Here is a 22758-nt window from a genome sequence, read left to right as displayed (position 1 = left end):
CTCCTCGCGTGCGCGGCGTCACGGTCGCAACTCGATCACCGTCTTGCCGATTCGCACCGGCGTGCCAATAGGAACCCTTACCGCTGTAGTCACCTTCGCCCTGTCAAGGTATGTGCCGTTGGTCGATCCTAGGTCTTCGACGTACCACTCCGAACCTCGTGGGGAGAGCCGGGCGTGGCGAGTCGACGCGTAATCGTCCGTGAGCACCAGTGTCGAGTCGTCGGCCCGGCCGATCAGCACCGGTTGGGCGCCCAGCGTGATGCGCGTGCCCGCCAAGGCACCGTCGGTGACCACCAGCTGTCTTGCGATATGCCGCCGCTGCCGATTGGGCAGCAGCGATCCACGCAGCGCGAGCCCCCGGCGCACCATCACGGCACCCGTCGGTGCGTAGATGTCGGTGCGCAGAATCCGCAGCACGGACCAGATGAAGAGCCACAGCAGTAAAAGGAACCCGACACGCGTCAGTTGCAGCACTAACCCCTGCATCTGGCGTCCTCTCCGTGCTCGTTCCGTCGGTGCCGGTCAGCGACCGTCGGCAACGTCACGATACTTGGACGGCGATTGGCGTGAGGGTGAAGCGGGTTGCTTGTCACCCCGGTGTGTCCGCTCCGAGACGCTCAGTGCACGCGCACGATGATCTCGGAGTGACCCAGCCGGATCACATCCCCGTCGGCCAGCTGCCACTCCTGCACCGGCGCGTTGTTGACTGTGGTGCCATTGGTCGAATTCAGGTCCGACAGCAGCGCGACCTGGCCGTCCCACCGGATCTCCAGGTGGCGGCGGGACACCCCGGTGTCGGGCAGTCGGAACTGCGCGTCCTGGCCGCGGCCGACCACATTGGCGCCTTCCCGCAGTTGGTACGTGCGGCCGCTGCCGTCGTCGAGCTGCAGCGTGACGGTCGCGCCGCCGGCCTGGTAATCGCCGCCGCCGTAACCGCCGCCGCCGTAGCCACCCTGACCGCCGTAATCGAAATCACGGCCGCCCTGGTCGCCGTAGCCCGCGTCGGGATAGCCACCACCGGCCTGTTGCGGTTCGGCGTAGCCGCGGCCATAGTCCTGCGGCTGGCCGTAATCCTGCTGGCCGTAGTCCTGGCGTCCGTACTGCTGGCCGCCGCCGTAGCCACCCTGCTCGGGGTAGCCGCCGCCCTGGCGCTGGTCCGGCCGGCCGTAGTCGTCGTGCCGGGCCGGCCCGCCGGGCTGCTGACGGCCGTAGTCGTAGTCACCGCCAGGCCCGCCAGGGCCGCCGGGACCGCCATAGCCGCCCGGGCCCCCCGGCGGAGGGCCGTAACCGCCTTGCTGCTGGCCGTAGCCCCGGTCGTAACCGCCGCCCTGCTGCCCGTAGCCGGGCGGCTGGCGCTGGTCGTATTGCTGGCCGCCGCCGTAGCCACCCTGGTCGGGATAGCCACCCTGGTCCGGGTAGCCGCCTTGATCGGGATAGCCACCCTGGTCGGGGTAACCGCCGCCGCGCGGCGGGTAACCGCCCTGATCCTGGGGCGGGTAGCCGCCCTGGTCCGGCGGGTACTGGCCGCCGCGCTGATCGTCCTGCTGACGGCCGTAGCGGTCGTCGTAATAGTCGTCGCCCGGTCGACCTTGTCCCTGGCCGCCGCGGTAATTCGGATTATCGGTCATAGGTGGTTCTCCTCCTGCGGTGAACGCATGGTCGCTATGGGCTCGCGCGGATTCGCCAGCGATGGAATCTGGGTTGACCGCGCCGTGCGCACGGAACTGCCCGGTGTGCAAGTTCGGTGAATGCTCGAATCTGACGACCACATCACCATACGTTTGCCACCCCTGATCATGGATAAATCCCCCCAGATGCTTGGCGAAGGCGGTCGAGGTCAGGTCTGTGTCGGCGCTTACCTTCTGGTAGTCGGTCCCACTGAGGGTAATTACGTAGTCGTTCGGTGCCAAAACTTGGCCGCCGCCGACAGTGCGGGCACCGGCTTCGGCCTCGCGCCGCAGCATGGCCTCGACCTCCTGCGGAACGATCGAGCCGCCGAACACTCGCGCGAACGCGTCGCCCACGGTCGACTCGAGCTTGCGTTCGATGCGGTCTGCCAGACCCATGTCACCGCCCGCCTTGTCTCGTAGTTGTCCGTGGTCGTGCACCGGCAGTTGAAGCTCCCGCGTGTCGCTCTGGCCACACTGCTCACATGGATGGTATCGGCCGAGACTGGTCCTGCGGGAGCAACAGAACTCTGAGAATCAGAACGCTGCTGGTCAGTGACCTGATCTTGATGACGTTAAGCATGGCTTGAGGCCGTTCACGGCGCTGAACGGCGCGGTTTGGGAACCACGCGCGCGCAGTGATACGCTGCCTCGGTCATTCGGGCGAGTGGCGGAATGGCAGACGCGCTGGCTTCAGGTGCCAGTGTCCTTCGGGACGTGGGGGTTCAAGTCCCCCTTCGCCCACCATGGTGATCACAGGGCCCCGGTCTTCCGGGGCCCTGTGTCGTATCCCGGCTTTCCACGAATTCTCTCCCAGCGCGCCTCGCTGCCGCCGCTGCGGACATGTGTTGCGATGGATGCCTCCCGCTCAGCGGATCCTGTTCGCCGGCGGGGGAGCACCAGCTATCAAATTGACGTTGCTGACAGCAGGAGCCGCGTACCTCCAAACCTGTTGCGCACCTGGGCAGAACCGGGTCTCGAAACGATTTCCTCAGCGCTTCCACAGGCGCCCGCCGAGCTATCGCGTGGACTTTCGCCACCATCGCATGCTCGCGTGATTTGTTGCAGGGACAGGGCTATTTCTGCGCGAAAGCTGGAATTTGCTGAATTCTGGAGCGGAATCCGGTCGCCGGAACAAATGCATGGAGCGGGCGTTCCGATCGCGTATCGCGTTGGGAACGGGCGTATCTGGCGCGAGGCGCCATGGTTTACTCTTCATCGACCAAGTTGGGCCCCTCCGAGGCTCCGTGCGTTTGCGATCGTGTCGGGGATATCGCAGCATGGTGCCGGTGTGGAGATAAGGGAGGAGACCTACCATTTTCGGGCTTTTGCGGCGGCTATGGATTCCGCTACTTGTGCTGGCAGTGGTCGGTGCCGGGGGATTTACCGTGTCGCGTCTGCACACCATATTCGGCTCCGAAAAGCGCCCTACCTATGCCGACACCAAGGTAAATGAAAGCAAGCCATTCGACCCCAAGAAATTGACTTATGAAGTTTTTGGTCCGGCCGGCACGGTAGCGGATATCAGCTATTTCGACGTCGACGCCGAACCGCAATTCATTCAGAAAGTCAGCCTGCCGTGGACATTGCAATTCGAGATCAGCAAGGCCACCGCAGTGGGAAGCATCATGGCGCAGGGTGACAGCGACAATATCGGCTGCCGAATCACAGTGGACAACGAAGTCAAGGCCGAAAAGGTCTCCAATCAGGTGAACGCCTTCGCCTCCTGCCTTCTGAAGGCCGCATGACCGACAACAAGACCACCGCCGAAGCCCAACCGCACCGGTCGCGCGTGGCGTGGGTGATCCGCAAGTTCTCGGTGCCGATCATCTTGGTGTGGGTGGCCATCACCGTTCTCTTGACGGTCGCCGTGCCACCGCTCGAGGTCGTCGAAAGAGACCATTCGGTTTCGCTGAGCCCGCCCGATGCGCCGTCTGTCAAAGCCATGACCCGCATGGGCGAGCTATTCCAGGAATCCAACTCCGAGAGCGTCGCGGTCATCGTTCTCGAGGGCCAAGAGCCTCTCGGTGACGACGCCCACCGGTATTACGACACAATCGTCAGCCAACTCAAGAACGATCCGGCGCACGTGCAGCACGTCCAGGATTTCTGGGGCGATCCGCTCACGGCCGGCGCCGCACAAAGCGGCGACGGTAAAGCCGCTTACGTCCAGTTGAATCTCGTCGGCAAATTCGGCCAGGCACTGTCGAACGAGTCGGTCAAGGCCGTCCAGGATGTGGTCAACGGCACGCCGGCGCCTCCGGGGGTCCAGGTCTATGTCACCGGCCCGGCGGCCATCGTCGCCGACATGGGGGAGAGCGGCAACCGGACCATCCTGTTGATCACGCTGGTCACCGTAGGGGTGATCTTCGTGATGCTGCTCCTGCTGTACCGCTCGCTGCTCGTCGTGATCATCCTGTTGTTCACCGTCGCCATCGAATTGCAGGTGGCGCGTGGGCTGGTGGCATTCCTCGGCATGCACGGGCTCGTCGGCCTCACGACCTTCGTCGTCAACTTGCTGGTCTCTGTCGGTATCGCGGCCGGAACCGACTACGGAATCTTCTTCACCGGGCGATATCAGGAGGCCCGGCAGTCCGGCGAGGACCGCGAATCGGCGTACTACACGGCTTACCGCAGCGTCGCCAAGGTGGTTCTGGCGTCAGGCGTCACGATCGCCGGTGCGATCGCGTGTCTGAGCTTCACCCGGTTGCCCTACTTCCAGCCGCTGGGCATCCCCGGCGCGGTGGGCATCCTGGTTGCGGTCGCGGTCGCGCTCACGCTGGTGCCCGCGGCCATCGCGGCAGGCAGTCGGTTCGGGATCTTCGATCCCAAGCGCATGGTCATCACGCGCCGGTGGCGGCGGGTCGGTACCGCGATCGTCAGATGGCCCGCGCCGATCCTGGTGGCGACGATCGCCATCGCCCTCATCGGTCTTCTGACATTGCCCGGCTACAGCCCCAGCTACAGCGATCAGAAATACATTCCGCAGGACATCCCCGCCAATCAGGGTTTCGCGGCTGCGGCACGGCATTTCCCTGAGTCGAAGATGACGACGCCTGACCTGTTGTTGGTCGAGGCGGATCATGACATGCGAAATCCGGCTGATCTGCTGGTGCTCAACAAGCTGGCCAAGGCGGTGTTCGCAGTTCCCGGAATTGCGAGCGTGCAGTCGGTTACCCGGCCCGAGGGAACTCAGATCGACCATACGTCGATCCCATTCATGCTGAGCATGTCCAATGCCAGCCAACAATTGAGTCTGCCATTTCAGAAAGCGCGCATGGAAGACCTGCTGAAGCAGGCAGACGAGATGACGACCACGATCAATCTCATGCAGCGCATGTACGAGATCATGCAAGATCTCGTGGCCACGATGCACCGTACGGTCGGCACCACACACGAATTGGAAGACAGCCTGAAAGAATTGCGCGACCACGTCGCGGATTTCGACGACTTCTGGCGGCCCATCCGAAACTATCTCTACTGGGAACCGCACTGTTTCGACATTCCGCTCTGCTGGTCGGTCAGATCCATATTCGATGCGCTTGACGGCGTCGATCGGATGACGGACAAGATGCAGGGGCTGGTCAAAGATCTCGACCAGATGGATGCGCTCATGCCGCAGCTGCTCCTGCAGTTCCCGCAGATGATCGCCACCATGGAAAGCACCCGCACGATGATGCTGACGATGCACAGCACGATGTCGGGCATTTTCGATCAGATGGACGATTCGGCCGAGAATGCGACGGCCATGGGCAAGGCCTTCGACGCCGCGAACAACGACGACTCGTTCTATCTGCCTCCCGAGGTGCTGGAGAACGAGGACTTCAAGCGGGTCATGGACATCTTCCTGTCCCCGGACGGGAAGGCCGCGCGCCTGCTCATCAACCAGCGCAGTGATCCCGCGACACCCGAAGGCATCTCGCGGGTGGAGCCGATCCAGACCGCGGCCGAGGAGGCACTCAAGGGCACACCGCTGGAGAACTCCCGGATCTATCTGGCGGGTACGGCCGCCGGCGTGAAAGATCTGGTCGACGGATCCAAGATCGACCTCTTGATCGCAGGCGTCGCCGCGCTGTGCCTCATCTTCATCATCATGGTGATCATGACGCGGAGCCTGGTCGCGGCTCTGGTCATCGTCGGAACGGTGGCGATGTCGCTGGGCGCCTCGTTCGGGTTGTCCGTCCTTGTCTGGCAACACATTCTCGGGATCCAGATCAACTGGGTCGTGCTGGCGATGTCGGTCATCGTCCTGCTGGCCGTCGGCTCCGACTACAACCTGCTGCTCGTGTCGCGGATGAAGGAAGAGATCCACGCGGGCCTCAACACGGGCCTCATCAGGGCCATGGGCGGCACCGGAAAGGTCGTGACGGCCGCCGGTTTGGTGTTCGCGGCGACCATGGGCTCGATGATAGTCAGCGACCTGCTGACCATCGGCCAGGTGGGAACCACGATCGGTCTCGGTTTGTTGTTCGACACGTTGGTGGTGCGCGCCTTCATGACGCCGTCCATCGCCGCGCTGCTGGGACGCTGGTTCTGGTGGCCGCAGCGAGTGCGGCCACGTCCGGCGAGCACCATGCTCCGGCCGGTCGGGCCCCGTCCGCTGGTGCGTTCACTGCTGTTGAGGGACTAGCGAAGTCCGCATGAGCAGTAACCAAACCGAGCAGAAGCGGCGGCCGTTCGTCGCACGCGCGATCCGCAACCTGTCGCCCCTGGTGATCTTGGCGTGGATCGCGGTGATCCTGGTGACGACGCTGGGATCCGTTGACGGCGACTGGAAGTCGGCCATTCCCGCGCTGGAGAAGGTCGGCGAGAAGAACTCAGTGTCGCTGATGCCCAAGGATGCGCCGTCGGCCCAGGCCATGAAGCGCATGGGCCAGGTGTTCCAGGAGTCCGATTCGGACAGCTCCGCGATGATCGTGATCGAGGGCCAGGAACCGCTCGGCGACGACACGCGTGAGTACTACTCCAGACTCATCAGCGATCTGCGGGCCGATCCGAAACACGTTGAGCACGTGCAGGATCTGTGGGGCGACCGGCTCACGTCGTCGAGCGTGCAGAGTCCCGACGGCAAGGCGACCTATGTCCAGCTGAACCTGGCGGGCAACCAGGGCACGCCTCTGGGTGACGAATCTGTCGCGGCGGTACGCAAACTCGTGGATGAGAATGCGCCCCCCGAGGGCGTGCACGTCTACGTGACCGGTGCGGCGCCGCTGGCTTCGGACATGCAGCACAGCGGCAACAAGTCGATCCTGAAGATCACAGCGGTGACGGTCGTGATCATCTTTTCGCTGCTGCTCATGGTGTACCGCTCGATCGTGACGGTGATTCTGCTGCTGACCATGGTCGGCATCGAATTGGCAGCTGCCCGAGGCATTGTCGCGTTTCTTGGCCATCACGAAGTGTTCGTGCTATCGACGTTTGCCGTCAACATGCTGGTCTTCCTCAGCATCGCGGCCGGAACCGACTACGGCATCTTCTTCTTCGGCCGCTATCAAGAGGCGCGGCAGGCGGGTGAGGACCGGGAAACCGCGTACTACAGCATGTATCGCGGCGTGACGCCCGTGGTCCTGGCATCCGGCATGACGATCGCGGGCGCCATCTTCTGCCTGAGTTTCACGCGGCTGCCCTATTTCCACACCATGGGCATCCCCTGTGCCATCGGCATGCTCGCCGCGGTTGCGGTTGCGGTCACGTTGGTGCCCGCGGGAATCGCGTTGGCCAGCCGATTCGGGCTGCTGGACCCGAAACGCAAGATGCGCGTACGTCGTTGGCGTGGGATCGGTACCGCGATCGTGCGCTGGCCGGGTCCGGTGCTGGCGGCCTCCCTGGCCGCGGCGCTGGTCGGCCTGTTGGCGCTGCCGGGCTACAAGACCAGCTACAACGACCGGGCCTACATCTCCGGTGACATCCCCGCCAACATGGGCTTCGCGGCCGCCGAGCGCCATTTCTCCCAGGCGCGGATGCAGCCCGAGGTGCTGCTGATCGAGTCCGACCACGATCTGCGCAATCCCGCGGACTTCCTGGTGCTGAACCGGGTGGCCAAGGCAGTCTTCAAGGTTCGCGGTGTCTCGCGGGTCCAGGGCATCACCCGACCCGAGGGCACCCCGATCGAGCACACGTCGATACCGTTCCTGCTCAGCCTGCAGAACGCCGGCCAGACGCAGGCCCTGCACTTTCAGCGGCAGCGCGTCGACGACATGCTCAAGCAAGCCGACGACATGGCCACCATGATCGCCGTGATGAAGCGCATGTACGAGCTCATGAAGCAGATGCAGGAAACGACGCACAGCATGGTCGGCAAAACGCATGAGCTGAAAGACATCGCGTTCGAACTGCGAGGCAGTCTCGCGCTCTTCGACGACTTCCTGCGGCCCATCCGCAGCTACTTCTACTGGGAGCCGCACTGTTTCGACATCCCGATCTGTTGGTCGCTGCGGTCGGTGTTCGACGCTCTGGACACCGTTGACGAGATCGACGACAAGCTTGCGGTCATGGTAGACAACCTGGATCACCTGGACGCGATCATGCCCGAGATGCTCGTGCAGTTCCCCCAGATGATCTCCATCATGGAGACCATGCGGACCATGTCCCTGACGATGCACACCACGATGTCCGGTCTGCTCGGTCAGATGGACGAGACCAGCAAGGACGCGGCCGTCATGGGGCAGGCCTTCGATGCGGCCAAGAGCGACGACTCCTTCTTCCTCCCGCCCGAGGTCTTTCAGAATCCGGACTTCCAGCGTGCGATGAATTCGTTCCTGTCCCCGGACGGGAAAGCCGTTCGGTTCATCATTTCTCACAACGGAGATCCCGCGACCGAGGAAGGTATTGCCCGCACCGAGCAGATCAAGACGGCGGCCGAGGAATCCCTCAAGGGCACCCCACTGGTCAACAGCCAGATCTCCCTGGCCGGTACCGCGGCGACGGCCAAGGACTGGAAGGACGGGTCGACCTACGACCTGTTGATCGCGGGCATCGCGGCGCTGTGCCTGATCTTCATCATCATGCTCATCATCACGCGGAGCTTCATCGCGGCGCTGGTGATCGTGGGCACGGTCGCCCTGTCACTGGGGGCGTCGTTTGGGATGTCGGTATTGCTCTGGCAATACGTACTGGGGATTCAGTTGCACTGGATGGTGCTGGCGATGTCGGTGATCATCCTGCTGGCCGTGGGATCCGACTACAACCTGCTGCTCGTATCGCGCATGAAAGAGGAGATAGGCGCAGGCATCAACACGGGCATCATCCGGGCCATGGGCGGCACCGGCAAGGTCGTCACGACGGCGGGGCTGGTGTTCGCGGCGACGATGGCCTCGATGGTGGTCAGCGACCTGCGCATCATCGGCCAGATCGGCACCACCATCGGCCTGGGTCTGATGTTCGACACCTTGATCGTGCGGGCGTTCCTGACACCGGCGATCGCGGCACTCCTCGGCCGCTGGTTCTGGTGGCCGCAGCGGGTGCGGCCCCGCCCCGCGAGTGTCCTGCTCAGGCCCTACGGCCCGCGCCCGCTCGTGCGGGCGCTGCTGGACGGCGACGTACAACGCGGCCCCGACGACGCGGCCACGGCACCGATACCGCGGCCGCCGGCCGGCTGACCCGCCGGCATTCGCCGAGCGAAACAGAACGGGCTCCGGAAAACCGGAGCCCGTTTCGTTCGCATGTCGCGCGGTGTTCACTCACACCTGGCGCTGCGCGCGATCAGTGCGCTGTACGCAATATTGGTGATGTGATCGAGTTTGCTGTTCAGTACTTGGTGCAGCTCGTCATCATCTGCTGGAAAACCGGCAGCGCCTGATTGGCGCCGGGGTTGTTCTTGATCTGGTTGAGCAGATTTACGCGTTGGTCCGGTGATGAACTGAGGAAGACGCGCAGGAATTGCAGGTTGGGCGGCGACTGGTCGAGATACTGCGCAGCCATCGGATTCTCGGCATGAACCGCGGCCATGGCCTGCTCATACGTACAGGTCGTGTTCACCATCGGACCGATATCCGGCTCTGCCGAGGCCAGACCGGCTCCGGCGGTCAAGCACAGGGCCGCACCTCCGAGTGCGACAGAAATTTTTGCCAACGACAATTTGATCATGAATCCCCTCCTTGCTCTGTCTGCTCCAACTGTAATGGCGATCGCGGAACTTGGGCTCGGACTACATCACTATCGGCTATATCTACCCGCAGTTTCATTCTGTTACTCGGTAACTTCACGGGTGTGCTGAATTGAATTAATGCGAATTTGCTGAACGGGCACAATAACGCGCTTTTTCCTGAACTACCGCCGAACGCAGCCCGGGCCGAGTCATTGCCAAGGTTGCCGCGCCGCGAGCGGGGCGCCTGTGGCTACTGGTCCAGCAGGCTCAGCAGGTAGTCGCCATAACCCGACTTGCGCAGCTCCCGGCCGCGGGCCGCGAGCTGGGCGTCGTCGATGAATCCCGCGCGCCAGGCGATCTCTTCGGGCACGCTGACTTTGAGCCCCTGACGGCGTTCGATGGTGCGCACGAAGTCGCTCGCGTCCAGCAGCGAGTCGAACGTACCGGTGTCGAGCCACGCGGTACCGCGGGCGAGCACTTCGACCGACAGCTGCCCGCGGTTCAGGTAGATCTGGTTCACCTCCGTGATCTCGTATTCGCCGCGAGCCGATTTCCGCAGCGACTTGGCGATCTCGATGACGTTGTTGTCGTAGAAGTACAAACCGGGAACCGCGTAGTGGGATTTCGGCGTCTGCGGTTTCTCCTCCAGCGACAACGCCGTGCCGTCGGCGCTGAACTCCACCACGCCGTACGCCGACGGGTTGGCCACCCAGTACGCGAAAATAGCCCCGCCGCTGACTGTTTCGAATCGGCGCAATCCCGTGCCGAGGCCCGGGCCGTAGAAGATGTTGTCACCCAACGCAAGTGCGACGCTGTCGGTCCCGATGTGGTCGGCGCCGATCACGAAGGCCTGCGCGAGCCCTTCCGGCTCTGGCTGTACCGCGTAACGCAGGTTGACGCCGAATGCCGAGCCGTCGCCGAGCAGCCGCTCGAATGCCGGTGCGTCGGGCGGTGTGGTGATCACCAGGATGTCGCGGATGCCGGCCATGATCAGCGTCGACAAGGGGTAGTAGATGAGCGGTTTGTCGTACACCGGCAGCAACTGCTTGCTCATACCCATCGTGATCGGATGCAGTCGGGTGCCAGAGCCGCCGGCGAGAATGATGCCACGCATGTTTTCCCTTATTGATGTCGAGTTCGGCGCCGGCCAACGCGATTTCGAGGCCATCGCGGCGCAACATACTGCCACCCTATCCTGCGCGGTGTCGCGCACAACCTGGACCAGGGTGAATCAGGCTGCGGTGAAACATCTTCAGATTTCAGCTCATGCGCACCACCTGCCGCTCTAGACCCAGGTTCCCTTACGCCGGTGGGCTATCGCACGAAGTTCGAGGAACGGCTTCGCGATCGACGGCCGGATGAGCTTGTTGAGGACGCCGTCCTGGTAGGTACGGGAATTCTCGAACGCCGTGCGGAAGTCGTGTTCACTGGCCTGGTACGCGTCGAAGACGCGATCCAGGGCCGAGGTGTCGACCGTGTCGGCGCGTGCGGCCTCGTGCATCACGCGGTAGACACTCGAAACCCAGTCGGAGCCGAAGTGATCCGGGACCGCGGTGTTGTTGCGCTGTCGGTGCAGCTCCGGTGCCAGGAACTCGTCGATCGCGCCTTCATCCGTCGGTGTCAGTTCGATCGACAGCGCCGCGGAGATGCGGGCCATTTCGCGTCGCCAGTCTTCCAGCAGATTGGCGTATTCGACGACGGCGCGGGGCAGCCCCCGAGTCTGCCGCTCCGCCAGCAGATTGCCTTTGAGCCACAGGGCGGTGGTGAGTTCCGGGGAAGCCTTGACGGCCGCTGCCAGCGAGGCCACGACTTCCTGTGGGTGCCGGACGGCGATCACTGCCGAGATGTCGTAACCTGCGCGGCGCGCGGCTTCGAACCACATGTCGGCGAGGACACCGATGGTCAGTTCCTTGATGACGACGACGGGTGCCGCGGGCAGCCGGTTGAGGAACGCGCCGATCTGGGCAATGCCCGCGGCAGTCTCCTCGGGCGTGAACTCGCCGTCCTCCAGCAGTCGCAACGAGGGATCCCACCAGGCGCTGTCATGGCGGTCCAGGATCGCTCTGTTGATGAAGAGCGCAGCACGCGGCTCCCAATAGCCCCGCGGATTGCCGTTGTCGGCGCCCATCATCCCGGTCGGCAGGGCTGCGCCGCACAGGGAAAGCACCCGGGTGAGCGCAGATGTTCCGGATCGCCCCATGCCGAGGACGAACAGGATGGTCGGGCGCTTCGACGTCTGGTCGTGCGGGGTAGGCGTGCTCATGCGCGCATCCCCCTGTCATCGGTCGCGGTGTGCGGAACATGAGCGTGGCAGGTGGCCAGGCGGCACCTGGACGAGCGCGCGCTGCGAATCATCGTCTCCCCGATTCCATGACGGCCCCGACAATCGGGGCTCGATTTGCCAGCAATTACGGTTCAAGCGGAAAGTGGTGGTAACCCTTCGAACTCGGCGACAGGGGCACTTCACCAAAAATGCACCTGTCGTCATGAATGTCGTTGGTGCACCGGCGAAACCGGCATCGACAGAATAGGCGACGAATGTAACGAGCGGCGCGCCATCAATAAAATTCGCGCGACAGTTCGCGTAACCTGCGCGCGACAGCTCGCGAGAGTCCATTGCTGAGCGCATTGAAAAATGCCAACGCGGCGAACCGACGCGGTAGCGTGACGGCGGTGTGGAGCTCGGTGCTGGGGCTGGCGCTCATGGGTGCGCTCAACCCGGTGCGGCTTGGTGTGACCCTGCTGCTGATATCTCGCCAGCGGCCTGCCCAGAACATCCTCATCTTCTGGGCCGGTTGCCTGCTGGCGAGCGCGGTATCCATCCTGGCGCCCCTGATCGTGCTGCACTTCACGCCGGCGCTTCGGCCGTGGACAGATGATTTGGCCACTCCGACAACGGGTTCCAACTCAGCGCAGATTCAGATCGGTATCGGTGTGTTCGCCCTGGTGATCGCGGCTGCACTCACTGCGCGGTTACGGCTGAGGCAGAACGCGGACGTTCCCGCGTCGGGAAGCAAGTTGATCATGGTCCTCGATCCGAATGCATCCGGGGACGGCGCCTCTCGTGACGACGTCTCGAGGCTAGGATCCGCTGTCCGGCGGCTCATCACGCGTGCCCGCAATGCCTGGGACAACGGATCGCTGTGGGTGGCTTTCGTCATCGGTCTCGCGATGGGCCCGGCGCCCGAGATCGTGCTGTTGGTGCTCGCCACGATCCTGACCTCGGGGGCAGCGATCACCACGCAGCTGACCACGGCTGTCCTCTACATCGTCGGGGTGCTCGGCGTCGTCGAGATCGTGCTCATCAGCCATATCGTCGCTCCGGAGCGCACCGAAGCCGTGCTGCGCCGCCTGCGCGGCTGGGCCCTGGCACGACGTCAGCAGATCGTCGCCGTCATCTTCCTGGTGATCGGGGTGTCGGCCGTTCTCAGGGGGATAGGCAGCTTCTGAACTGCCCGCCTCAAATCTTTCCTACCGCAACTGGTTTGTCCGTCACCGCATGTTGCTCCATCCGATGTTCCGGCCGCGTGTGCCTGTCCCGGGCCCCGAAGCGGACCGGCAATGAGTTTGCCGGGCACGCCGCGGGTCGCGCCGGCATCGGCTCACGGTGATTTGTGGTGCTGCTGCGACGATAAGCTATCTCTGTGTTTTACAAGCATTCTCGCGATATGTGCCGTTGCCGTATCGAGTGTCCATAGGATCTCGTGACTATGGCCATGTTCAGGCTGGCATTGCTGCCCAAGCCTCCTTTCATTTTTCGTCGCTATCCGTACAAGGCGCGTGGACGCATGCTCGCCGCGCTTGGGCCGGACCTGGCGCGGCCCGTGGTGATGGGCGCCGACGACCGCCCGCCCGCAGACACCCCGATGGGGCGAATATTTAACGGCTCCGACAACATTCACAAACTCCGCCACTATCTGCCGATCTACGAGTCCGTATTGCAGGGCACCGAGCGCATGCTCGAGATCGGCGTGGACCGAGGCGGCTCGTTGCGGATGTGGCGGAAGTACCTCCCCGAGGCGAAGATCGTCGGGATCGACTTCAATCCGAAGGCCGCCCAGTATGACGCGCCGGACGACGACATCCATGTGCGCATCGGTGATCAGACCGACGTCGCGTTCCTCGGCCGCGTCCTCGACGAGTTCGGTCCGTTCGACACCATCCTCGACGACGGCGGACATCAACCCAGCCAGATGATCGGATCGTTCCAGTATCTGTTTCCGCGGCTGGCACCCGGCGGGGTGTATGCGGTCGAGGATGTTTGCGCCAACTACTGGACGGGCTACCGGGATCGATCCGAGTCGTTCATCGATTTCACCAAGTGGCTGATGGATGCGATGCATGCGCCCTACATGCAGATGTCCTCGGTGTTCGAGTTCCAGGAGGGCCATCCGAAGCGCCGACGGGAGATGGAGGTGCCGCTCGCGGCAACCATCATCGACCGCATCGAAGTGTTCGACTCGGTGGTTGTGGTGCACAAAGCCGAAGAGCCGAAGCGCCTGGCCCGCGCGGCTTTCCGGTGAGCCACCGATGGTCTGGCAATGATCGGCGATTGTTTGCCATGACCGCGCAGATCTGGCATTGACCCACATCGTCGATTCGCCGCGCAAGCCAACGGCGTTCGCCTGTTTTGCAACTCGGCGTCAAGATCACCGAATTTCCCCGAAAACCTCTCGGGCGCAAGGATCTACAGTCGCCACAGAAATGTTCTGACTGCCTGTCCGCCAGGTTAGGCTCATCACCAGCAGCACCGATTGAGGAGATAGGGGCACTTTTTTGACCGTGACCGACCGTGGCACTCGATCCGCTTATCTGGACCTGCTCCGGCAGGATCTCACCAGGTATGGGGTCGATGAGTTGGTGCCCGTGGGGTGGGGCTTACTGCACCGACCCATTCTCAAGATTGGCAACCTCATGCTCGTCCGTAAGCGACCGTTCGATCGGCGCAAGCGCGACCTGGGGTTGGACTGGCCTGCCGATGCACTGACGATGATCGGCATGAAGCGGCTCACGAGTTTGCAGGAATGCGTCGAGACCGTGCTCACGGACGACGTTCCCGGCGATCTCGTCGAGTGTGGGGTGTGGCGTGGCGGTGCTTCGATTCTCATGCGTGCCGTCCTCGGCGCGTACGGAGACGAGACCCGACAGGTCTGGCTCGCCGACTCCTTCGCGGGCGTGCCGCCGCCGGACGCCGCGAACTATGCGGCCGACAAGGGGGACAAACTGCATCTCGCGGCCCCGATTCTGGCGGTGAAGGAAAAGGACGTCAGGGCGAATTTCGAGCGTTACGGGCTCTTGGACGACAGGGTGCGGTTCCTGCCCGGGTGGTTCAAGGACACGCTGGCCGATGCGCCGATCGAGAAGATCGCGGTGCTCAGGCTCGACGGAGACCTGTACGAATCCACGATCCAAGCGCTGGACGGCCTGTACTCGCGGCTGTCGCCGGGCGGCTTCTGCATCATCGACGACTATCACGCGATCGAGGGCTGCCGGAAGGCTGTCACGGACTACCGCACGAAGCATGGGATCACCGAGGAGATCGTCGAGATCGACGGCACCGGGGTGCTCTGGCGCAAGCAGTGACGGCCGCTCGCACACTGTCCGTCCGTGCCGCGCCCGCTCCGGCGGGCCCGGCTGCGACGGGCCGTCACGGGGATTATTGAGAGGCTTCGAACTGCGATGAAATTTGTGTTGGCGAGTTACGGAACCCGCGGCGACATCGAGCCATCCCTCGTGGTGGCACGTGAGCTGGCCCGCAGGGGGCACGACGTGTGCTTGGCCGTCGCGCCCGATTCGGTCGGTTTCGTCGAGGCCGCCGGTCTTCCGGCGGTTGCGTTCGGGCTCGACACCCGCACCTGGCTCGACGTCTATCGCAACTTCTGGACGACGTTGTTCCGGTCGTTCTGGAGGATCCGGGAGCTGCGGCAGCTGTGGCGTGAGATGTGGACGCTGAGCGATCAGTGCTGGGCCCACATCAACGCCACGCTGCGGTCGGCGGCCGAGGATGCCGACGTGTTGATCGCCGGACAGGCCTATCAAGAGCCTGCGGCCAATGTCGCTGAGTATTACGGCATTCCGCTGATCACGTTGCACCATGTCCCGGTCCGGCCCAACGGCAGGCTCGTGACGATCCTGCCCCCGGCGCTGGGCCGTGCGGCGATGACCCTTTTCGACTGGTTCACGTGGCTGCTCAACAAGAAGGTCGACGACACCCAACGTCGCGAACTCGGGTTGCCGAAGGCCACCAGCCCCGCAGCGCAGCGGATCGCTCGCCGCGGATCACTGGAGGTTCAGGCCTACGACGACGTGTGCTTCCCCGGGCTGGCCGCGGAATGGGCGAAGTGGGACGGGCAGCGGCCGTTCGTGGGCACGCTCACGATGGAGCTTCCGACCAACGTCGATGACGAGGTCGCGTCGTGGATTGCCGCGGGCACACCGCCGATCTGCTTCGGCTTCGGCAGCATGCCGGTGGAGTCCCCCGCCGACACCATCAGGATGATCGCCGCGGCCAGCGCCGCACTGGGCGAACGGGCACTGGTCTGTGCCGGCTACAGCGACTTCAGCGACGTGCCCCGGTTCGATCACGTCAAGGTGGTCGGCGCAGTCAACTACGCGGCGATCTTCCCGGCCTGCCGCGCAGTCGTGCACCACGGCGGATCGGGTACGACCGCGGCGAGTATGCGTGCCGGGGTGCCGACTCTGATCCTGTCCATGGACGCCAACCAGACGCTGTGGGGCGCACAGCTCAAACGGTTGAAAATCGGTACCACACGCCGCTTTTCGGCAACCACGCAAGACTCGCTGGTGGCCGATCTGCGGCAGATTCTCGCGCCGGACTATGTCGCGCGGGCACGTAGCCTGGCTACCAAGATGACCAGGCCCGCCGAAAGCAACCACCGCGCAGCGGATGTCGTCGAGGACTTCGCCCGGTTGCGGAGCATGGCTTGATCGGCGCTGTTCAAAACGAAAGCTTCACCAGGAGGGGAAGATGAGCGAGGTCACCAAAGAGTGCCGCGTGTGCGGCTCGACTGGTCCTCACGAGACCATCACGGTTCGCGAGATGTATTACGGCACCCGTGAGCTGTTCGATTACTACGTCTGCGCAGAATGCGGGACGTTGCAGATCGTGAATGTTCTTGAGGGGGAGGAACTTGCGCGGCACTACCCGCGCAAGTACTACTCGTACACCGTCGCGGCGCAGCCCGGCTTCTTCCAATGGATGACGACGCAGCGAGACCGATTCGAGCTTCACGAGGGTCGCCAGTTCATCGGTGCACTCATCTCGGCACTGCCGCCGGGTGTTCGTTCGTTGATCGGCACGCCAGATGCCAGCGGAGATGTCGTCAAGATGCTCGGTGACCTCAATCTCCGACGCGATGCACGCATACTCGACGTCGGCTGCGGTGGTGGGATGCTGCTGGATCGGTTGGCGCGGGCCGGATTCACACAACTCGCCGGTGCTGATCCGTTCATCGAGGAGGACGGTGTGACGCCGCTGGGCGTCCCGCTGGTGAAGCGGTTCATGAACGAGGTCAGCGGCGAATACGACGTCATCATGTTCAACCATTCTCTCGAGCATGTACCCGATCCGGTGGAGACCCTCAAGGCCGCACAGGAGCGGCTCGCGCCCGGTGGGGTCATCCTGGCGCGGCTACCGACGACGTCGTCGGAGGCCTGGACTACCTACGGCAAGGACTGGTGCCTGATCGACGCACCGCGGCACACCGTCATCCCGTCCCGGCGCGGTATGGAGCTCGCAGCCGAAGCGGTCGGGCTGCGGGTGGAGAAGACGATCGACGACTCCAACTCGTCGCAGTTCTTCGGCAGCGAAGCCTATCGACGGGGGATACCCCTTCCTGAACTGGCCGGGCTGGGCGCCATTTTCAAGAACTTCGGATTGCGGAAGATGTTGAGCTGGGAACGGCGCTCGGTGGCGCTCAACCGGCAGGGGCGCGGCGACCAGGCCGGGTTCGTCATGCGGGCCAGGTAATTCCGGTACATCCTCGAGACCAATCACTGCCGAACGGAAGGCGTCAGCTCTTGTCCAGATCCGTACTCATCTCCGGTGGAGCGGGATTCATCGGTGCCGCGCTCTCACGCCGCCTGGTGGAGGCCGGCTACGACGTCGCGGTCATGGACGTCTTCCTCCCGCAGGTGCACGCGGGCGGGCAGATGTTCAAGCTTTCACCGGCAGTGCGGTTGTTCACCGGAGACGTGACGCACGCACCCGACTGGGACGCGGTACTCGGGCTGTTCCGCCCTGACCAGGTCATCCATCTGGCCGCCGAGACAGGTACCGCCCAGTCGTTGTCCCAGGCGACGCGCCACGGCGCGGTCAACGTGGTCGGCACGACGCAGCTGCTCGATGCGCTCAGCCGAGCGGGCCTGGTTCCCGAACAGATCGTGGTGGCGTCGTCGAGGGCCGTCTACGGCGAAGGGGCCTGGCAGAGCGGTTCCCAGACGTTCTATCCACGGCCGCGCAGCCACGCGCAGCTGGTGGCCGGGATCTGGGATCCACAGGGGCCGACGGGTGACCCAGCGGTGCCGCTACCGAGCCGCGCGGACCAGACGGAGGCGCGGCCCACAAACGTGTACGGGGCCACGAAGCTTGCGCAGGAGAACCTGTTGACAGCGTGGACCTCCGCGCACGACACGGGCCTGAGCATCCTGCGGCTGCAGAACGCCTACGGGCCGGGCCAGTCGTTGAGCAACCCGTACACGGGTGTGGTCCCGTTCTTCGCGCGGTTGTCCCGCGAGCTGCGGGCGTCCGAAGTCTACGAGGACGGGCGGATCGTCCGCGATCTGGTCTACATCGACGATGTGATCGACGCGTTGTTCGCGGCCGTGGTCAAGCCTGCGGCCGAGTCGCGGTGCGTGGATATCGGCTCGGGTCACGGCATCACGGTGCATGAGTTGGCGCAGAAGATCGCCGCCGTGTTCGATGCACCTGAGCCGGTGGTCGTCGGGAAATTCCGCGACGGTGACGTGCGCGCGGCGAGCTGCGACATCGGCTTGGCCCAGCGTGAACTCGACTGGCGACCGAAGTGGAACCTCGACGACGGACTGCGCTCGCTGCTCGACTGGATCGGGTCGCAGTCCGAGTCGGGGCCAGTCGATCACGCCGCGCAACTCGACCAGGTCGGGGTGGGCCGGGCACGCTGACGCCGACGTCAGATCAACGCGCAACCGGCGCCCGAAATCGCTTTCGGCACTGACATTTACCGTGGCGGCGAAGCCGGCCGCGGCTTTGCCAGCGATGCGTTTATCGTCGCAATGCGCAGGCGGGTCATCCCGCAAGCGCCTGACAAGGTATTGCCAGTTGTGCACCAAATGGCTTGCGTAGTCGCGCAATACATTTGTGAATGCCCTGTTACGCATCGGTAGCGCCGCCAATTGCATTCGGCGAAGCTAAGATCCAACCCATTCGGGACGGCGTAAAGGCACCCGGTCGTTGCCGAGGCAACGATACGATTGCAGCGCAGCGCCAGGCGGGGACGACGGGGCGGAGTAGATGAAATTAGCGCAGGCATTTGATCCACGGAACAATGCGCTGAACGCTTTCCGGCTGGCGCTGGCGGCCGAGGTGATCCTGTGGCATTCGTTCCCGGTCACCGGACGGATGCCCCCGGAGGCGATTCTGCAGGTGCTCTTCTCGGTGGGCGTCGACGGCTTCTTCGCGATCTCGGGATTCCTCATCACCAGAAGCTGGCTGACGAATCCCAACATCCGCGAGTACCTCATGGCGCGAGCCCTGCGCATCCTGCCCGGGTTCTACGTGTGCCTCGCGGTCACGGCGTTTGTCATCGCGCCGATCGCGGTGGCGGTCCAGGGCGGTTCGGTGTCGAAGCTCCTCACCTCGAGCGCACCGATCGAGTACATCGTGAAGAACATCGGGCTGATCCCGCTCCAGCGTGACATCGGCGGAACGCCGCACGGGATCCCCGACGCGGCCGCGGGGTGGAACGCGTCGCTGTGGTCTCTCATCTGGGAGGTCGCGTGCTACCTCATCGTCGCCCTGATCGGCGTGGTCGGCCTGGCGAGCCGGCGGTGGGTCTCTCCGGTGTTCCTGGTGCTCGCGACGGCCGGGGCGATGTTGTTCCCGCCGCTGACCTATCCCGGCGTCTGGACCATTCCGCAGCTGATCATGCGTACCGGAATCATGTTCGCGGCCGGTGCCCTGATGTACCACTGGCGCGACGTCATACCCGCGCGGTGGTCGATCGTCGCGGTGTGTGTGGTGATCGTCTTCGCGGCAGGTCTGCTGCCCGACTACCGGGTGGTTGCCGGCCTGCCGCTGGCGTACGCGGTCATCGTGTCGGGCGCGCTGATCCGCAACAAGCGCATGACATTGCGGACCGACCTGTCGTACGGCGTTTACATCTACGCGTTCCCGATGCAGCAGCTGCTCGCCATATTCGGGCTGGTCTTCCTCAGTCCCATTCTGTTCTTTGTCCTTTCGACACTGGCCACCCTGCCGTTCGCGGCGATGAGCTGGTTCCTGGTCGAGAAACGTGCGATGGCGCTGAAGGCCCGGTACAAGCGAAGAGTCGAGGCCAGGGCGGCGAAGACCGTCGCGCCAGAACCCAAGGCGCGAGAACCGCAGGCTCCCGAACCCCAGGCCGGGTAGCAATAAGTTTGCCGCCGTGCCGGTTTGCGGCCATAGCGGCATATGGTCGGCAGCGGCGCGACCGTGGCGGGATTCGCCTGATCTGCATCACGGCGTAGCGTTCGGGGTGGCGCGCCGCGTGGCTCATCCGCTCGGCCATCCGCACCGCGGAATGCACGAAAGTTGCACTGCAGCAACCGCGTCGGTTTGATCGACGCCGGAGTCCACCGCTATGTTATGGTCGCCGCCGTGGCAACCGGATTGTCGACCAAGGCCCGTCTTACGATGCGGTGGGTTCGCGCCGAGTACTGGCTCGCGCGCAAGCTTCTGCCCGACGTGTATTCGAATGACGCACTGATCACGTTCAATACGCACGGGTTCATGGACGACCCGGATTTCCAGCGCGCCTATCGGCGCGGTGCGCGTGCCCTCGGCGACGATCAGGACTGGTACCAGTGGCACTGGCGCGTGCACGTGGGCCTGTGGGCCGCCGCGAACGCGAGCCGGCTCGACGGCGACTTCGTCGAATGCGGGGTCAGCTACGGATTTTTGAGCAGTGCGATCATGGAGTACCTCGACTGGGACCGGCTCGGCAAGACCTTCTACCTGCTCGACACCTTCACCGGACTCGACCCGCGTTTCATCACGGCCGGTGAACGTGAGTCGGGCGCACTCGAGACCAGCCAGGCGCACCTGCGTGACGGGCTCTACGTCGACTCGGTGGACAGCGTGCGGGCCAACTTCGCGCAGTGGCGCAACCATCGCATCGTCGTCGGCGCGGTCCCGGAGACCCTCGACCAGGTCGACGCGGAGAAGGTGGCCTACCTCCACATCGACATGAATTGTGCTCCACCGGAAGTCGCCGCCCTGCGGCACTTCTGGCCGCGGTTGACTCCGGGTGCGTACGTGCTTCTGGACGACTACGCGAACCGGGGCCGCGAGGAGCAGCGCGACGCGATGGACGAGGTGTCGAAGGAGCTGGGTGTGCCCATCTGCACGCTGCCCACGGGTCAGGGCCTGCTGATCAAGCCGGCTTCCTGATCAGACGGTGTGGACCTCTGGCACGTACAGGATCCACCGTCCGCCCTTCTCTTGGAACAGCCGCTCCTTGGCCATGATCTCTTCTGCGTGGTTCCAGGCGAACAGCAGTGCGTAGTCAGGGTAGGGATCGGAGAAGGCGTCGGGCGGGCACACCGGGATCATCGAGCCTGGCGTGACGCGTCCCTGTTTCTCGGGCGTCGAATCGCACACGAACGGCAGCAGGTCCGCACCGATCCCGCAATAGTTGAGCACCGTGGCGCTGCGTGACGTCGCGCCATAGCCCACCACGGTGCGGCCCTGCGAACGGATGTCGCGAAGCAGTGCGACAAGCTCGGTCTTGATGCGGCTGACGTCGTCGGAGAACCGGACGAACGCCGCCTCTTCCTTTTCCGCGAGCCCATCTGCCTTCTCTTGCGCGACGAATGCCGCGACGGCAGGACTCGGTGCGCGGCTGCCCCGCCGCGCCACGGTGTAGCGAATGGAGCCGCCGTGCAGCGGCAGGTGCTCGGCATCGACGAGTTCGAAGCCGAAATGATCTGCCATGGCCTGTACCGAGCTGACCGAGAAGAGGTAGATGTGCTCGTCGTAGATCTGGTCGAAGTAGTTGTGCCTGAGGATGTCGGCGAGCGAACGATCTTCGAACACGAACAAGCCGTCAGGGGCGAGCAGCGTGTCGACGCCTTCGAAGATCGAGTCCAGGTACGAGATGTGGCTGAAGGTGTTGGCCGAGAAGATCAGATTCGCATGGCCGTGCTCGGCGTAGATGTCGGCCGCCGTGGCCGCGTCGAAGAAGTCGGTGCGCACATTGACGCCGTGCGACCGGGCCACCTCGCCCGCGCTCGCCGCGGGGTCCACGCCCAGGTGCCGCATGCCGGCCTCGCTGAGCGTCTTCAGCATGACGCCGTCGTTGCTCCCGATTTCGACCACGAAGCCATCACGACCCCCGGGGCAGGTATCGAGAATATGGCGGGCGACTTCTTCGAAATGCCGGCGAATCAACAGGGAACCCGATGCGCGATACGGGTAATCGGCGCGATACATCTCATTCGGTGGCACGGTGTCGAGTTGTTGCACCATCGTGCATTTCGTGCACGCACCGACTGCCAATCGAAAGAATGGCACCTTGGCGGCATCTTCCGGCTTGGCGAATGCATTCGAGACAGGTTGACGGCCAAGGTCGAACACTTCATGAAGCTCGCCGCCGCAAATGCGACATCTGTGGTCGGTCAATGCTGTCCCCCTGTCTCGCACGGTGTGCCTGCCGGTTTGTTCGACATGGTGAGCCTAGACCTTCATTGGTGTCGTAAACCGGTTTCGTCGACCGCATTTGAATGTCGCTGCGAGCTCGCCGGATGGCC

At 63.9% G+C, this 22758-nt stretch carries 17 protein-coding genes and 1 tRNA gene; 12 read left to right on the top strand and 6 right to left on the bottom strand.

The genetic code is table 11. From position 1 onward, the window contains the following. Positions 1–18 precede the first annotated feature (18 nt). On the bottom strand, positions 19–486 hold the full coding sequence (locus tag G6N67_RS11650; RefSeq protein WP_036430407.1) for an FHA domain-containing protein FhaB/FipA: 468 nt from the start codon (positions 484–486) through the stop codon (positions 19–21). A 131-nt stretch (positions 487–617) separates the two neighbouring features. After that, positions 618–2066, bottom strand: coding sequence for an FHA domain-containing protein (locus G6N67_RS11645; protein ID WP_036430405.1), 1449 nt, complete (start codon positions 2064–2066; stop codon positions 618–620). A gap of 262 nt (positions 2067–2328) precedes the next feature. On the opposite strand from G6N67_RS11645, the gene G6N67_RS11640 reads away from it, so the two are divergent. The 4 genes from G6N67_RS11640 to G6N67_RS11625 all read left to right on the top strand — a co-directional run bounded on the left by G6N67_RS11640 (position 2329) and on the right by G6N67_RS11625 (position 9265). Then, positions 2329–2414: transfer RNA gene (locus G6N67_RS11640), tRNA-Leu, on the top strand. Between the two features lie 581 nt (positions 2415–2995). After that, complete coding sequence (locus G6N67_RS11635) at positions 2996–3415, top strand: MmpS family transport accessory protein (RefSeq protein ID WP_036430402.1); 420 nt, start codon at positions 2996–2998, stop codon at positions 3413–3415. Next, positions 3412–6297 carry an MMPL/RND family transporter gene (locus G6N67_RS11630; RefSeq protein ID WP_036430400.1) on the top strand — a complete coding sequence of 962 codons (2886 nt, stop codon included), beginning with the start codon at positions 3412–3414 and terminating at the stop codon, positions 6295–6297. The genes G6N67_RS11635 and G6N67_RS11630 overlap by 4 nt, the downstream gene beginning before the upstream one ends. Positions 6298–6307: 10 nt before the next feature. Further along, complete coding sequence (locus G6N67_RS11625) at positions 6308–9265, top strand: MMPL/RND family transporter (RefSeq protein WP_036430398.1); 2958 nt, start codon at positions 6308–6310, stop codon at positions 9263–9265. Positions 9266–9413: 148 nt separating this feature from the next. Here the strand turns inward: G6N67_RS11625 and G6N67_RS11620 are convergent, their stop codons facing one another. From G6N67_RS11620 to G6N67_RS11610, 3 genes are all read right to left on the bottom strand, one after another. Further along, complete coding sequence (locus G6N67_RS11620) at positions 9414–9752, bottom strand: hemophore-related protein (protein WP_036430396.1); 339 nt, start codon at positions 9750–9752, stop codon at positions 9414–9416. A 251-nt stretch (positions 9753–10003) separates the two neighbouring features. Beyond that, positions 10004–10867, bottom strand: coding sequence for a glucose-1-phosphate thymidylyltransferase RfbA (gene rfbA, locus G6N67_RS11615; RefSeq protein ID WP_036430393.1), 864 nt, complete (start codon positions 10865–10867; stop codon positions 10004–10006). Between the two features lie 171 nt (positions 10868–11038). After that, positions 11039–12016: a sulfotransferase family protein gene (locus tag G6N67_RS11610; protein ID WP_081812453.1), complete on the bottom strand. Its 978-nt coding sequence runs from the start codon at positions 12014–12016 to the stop codon at positions 11039–11041. A 410-nt stretch (positions 12017–12426) separates the two neighbouring features. On the opposite strand from G6N67_RS11610, the gene G6N67_RS11605 reads away from it, so the two are divergent. From G6N67_RS11605 to G6N67_RS11570, 8 genes are all read left to right on the top strand, one after another. Beyond that, entirely contained in the window at positions 12427–13203 is a 777-nt protein-coding gene (locus tag G6N67_RS11605; RefSeq protein WP_036434848.1) for a GAP family protein, read from the top strand. 338 nt (positions 13204–13541) lie between these two features. Beyond that, positions 13542–14276 carry a class I SAM-dependent methyltransferase gene (locus G6N67_RS11600; protein WP_036434846.1) on the top strand — a complete coding sequence of 245 codons (735 nt, stop codon included), beginning with the start codon at positions 13542–13544 and terminating at the stop codon, positions 14274–14276. A gap of 259 nt (positions 14277–14535) precedes the next feature. Next, complete coding sequence (locus G6N67_RS11595; protein WP_036430391.1) at positions 14536–15336, top strand: TylF/MycF family methyltransferase; 801 nt, start codon at positions 14536–14538, stop codon at positions 15334–15336. 96 nt (positions 15337–15432) lie between these two features. Continuing rightward, positions 15433–16701 (top strand): glycosyltransferase, encoded by a 1269-nt coding sequence (locus G6N67_RS11590; RefSeq protein ID WP_036430389.1) that lies wholly within the window; start codon positions 15433–15435, stop codon positions 16699–16701. A gap of 40 nt (positions 16702–16741) precedes the next feature. Continuing rightward, positions 16742–17743 (top strand): class I SAM-dependent methyltransferase, encoded by a 1002-nt coding sequence (locus G6N67_RS11585; RefSeq protein WP_036430387.1) that lies wholly within the window; start codon positions 16742–16744, stop codon positions 17741–17743. A 50-nt stretch (positions 17744–17793) separates the two neighbouring features. Further along, the gene (locus tag G6N67_RS11580; RefSeq protein ID WP_036430385.1) at positions 17794–18915 is read left to right on the top strand and encodes an NAD-dependent epimerase/dehydratase family protein; all 1122 of its coding nucleotides are present in this window, start codon (positions 17794–17796) and stop codon (positions 18913–18915) included. Between the two features lie 349 nt (positions 18916–19264). Beyond that, positions 19265–20380, top strand: a complete 1116-nt coding sequence (locus tag G6N67_RS11575) for an acyltransferase family protein (RefSeq protein ID WP_051578560.1) — start codon at positions 19265–19267, stop codon at positions 20378–20380. A 216-nt stretch (positions 20381–20596) separates the two neighbouring features. Further along, complete coding sequence (locus G6N67_RS11570; RefSeq protein WP_179976820.1) at positions 20597–21400, top strand: TylF/MycF/NovP-related O-methyltransferase; 804 nt, start codon at positions 20597–20599, stop codon at positions 21398–21400. Here the strand turns inward: G6N67_RS11570 and G6N67_RS11565 are convergent, their stop codons facing one another. Continuing rightward, positions 21401–22651, bottom strand: coding sequence for a class I SAM-dependent methyltransferase (locus G6N67_RS11565; RefSeq protein ID WP_268951274.1), 1251 nt, complete (start codon positions 22649–22651; stop codon positions 21401–21403). Positions 22652–22758: the final 107 nt, after the last annotated feature.

It is taken from the genome of Mycolicibacterium mageritense (assembly GCF_010727475.1).
In the GTDB taxonomy this organism is placed as follows: Bacteria; Actinomycetota; Actinomycetes; order Mycobacteriales; family Mycobacteriaceae; genus Mycobacterium; species Mycobacterium mageritense.
The sequence above is the reverse complement of the archived record's forward strand: the minus strand, read 5'-3'. Positions and strand labels throughout refer to the sequence as shown.

Bases quoted from the DNA above. Each gene is read 5' to 3' on its own strand.
- G6N67_RS11650 (WP_036430407.1), bottom strand. From the start codon at position 486: ATGCAGGGGTTAGTGCTGCAACTGACGCGTGTCGGGTTCCTTTTACTG.
- G6N67_RS11645 (WP_036430405.1), bottom strand. From the start codon at position 2,066: ATGGGTCTGGCAGACCGCATCGAACGCAAGCTCGAGTCGACCGTGGGC.
- G6N67_RS11630 (WP_036430400.1), top strand. From the start codon at position 3,412: ATGACCGACAACAAGACCACCGCCGAAGCCCAACCGCACCGGTCGCGC.
- G6N67_RS11625 (WP_036430398.1), top strand. From the start codon at position 6,308: ATGAGCAGTAACCAAACCGAGCAGAAGCGGCGGCCGTTCGTCGCACGC.
- G6N67_RS11620 (WP_036430396.1), bottom strand. From the start codon at position 9,752: ATGATCAAATTGTCGTTGGCAAAAATTTCTGTCGCACTCGGAGGTGCG.
- rfbA (WP_036430393.1), bottom strand. From the start codon at position 10,867: ATGCGTGGCATCATTCTCGCCGGCGGCTCTGGCACCCGACTGCATCCG.
- G6N67_RS11610 (WP_081812453.1), bottom strand. From the start codon at position 12,016: ATGAGCACGCCTACCCCGCACGACCAGACGTCGAAGCGCCCGACCATC.
- G6N67_RS11600 (WP_036434846.1), top strand. From the start codon at position 13,542: ATGCTCGCCGCGCTTGGGCCGGACCTGGCGCGGCCCGTGGTGATGGGC.
- G6N67_RS11590 (WP_036430389.1), top strand. From the start codon at position 15,433: ATGAAATTTGTGTTGGCGAGTTACGGAACCCGCGGCGACATCGAGCCA.
- G6N67_RS11585 (WP_036430387.1), top strand. From the start codon at position 16,742: ATGAGCGAGGTCACCAAAGAGTGCCGCGTGTGCGGCTCGACTGGTCCT.
- G6N67_RS11575 (WP_051578560.1), top strand. From the start codon at position 19,265: ATGAAATTAGCGCAGGCATTTGATCCACGGAACAATGCGCTGAACGCT.
- G6N67_RS11570 (WP_179976820.1), top strand. From the start codon at position 20,597: ATGGTCGCCGCCGTGGCAACCGGATTGTCGACCAAGGCCCGTCTTACG.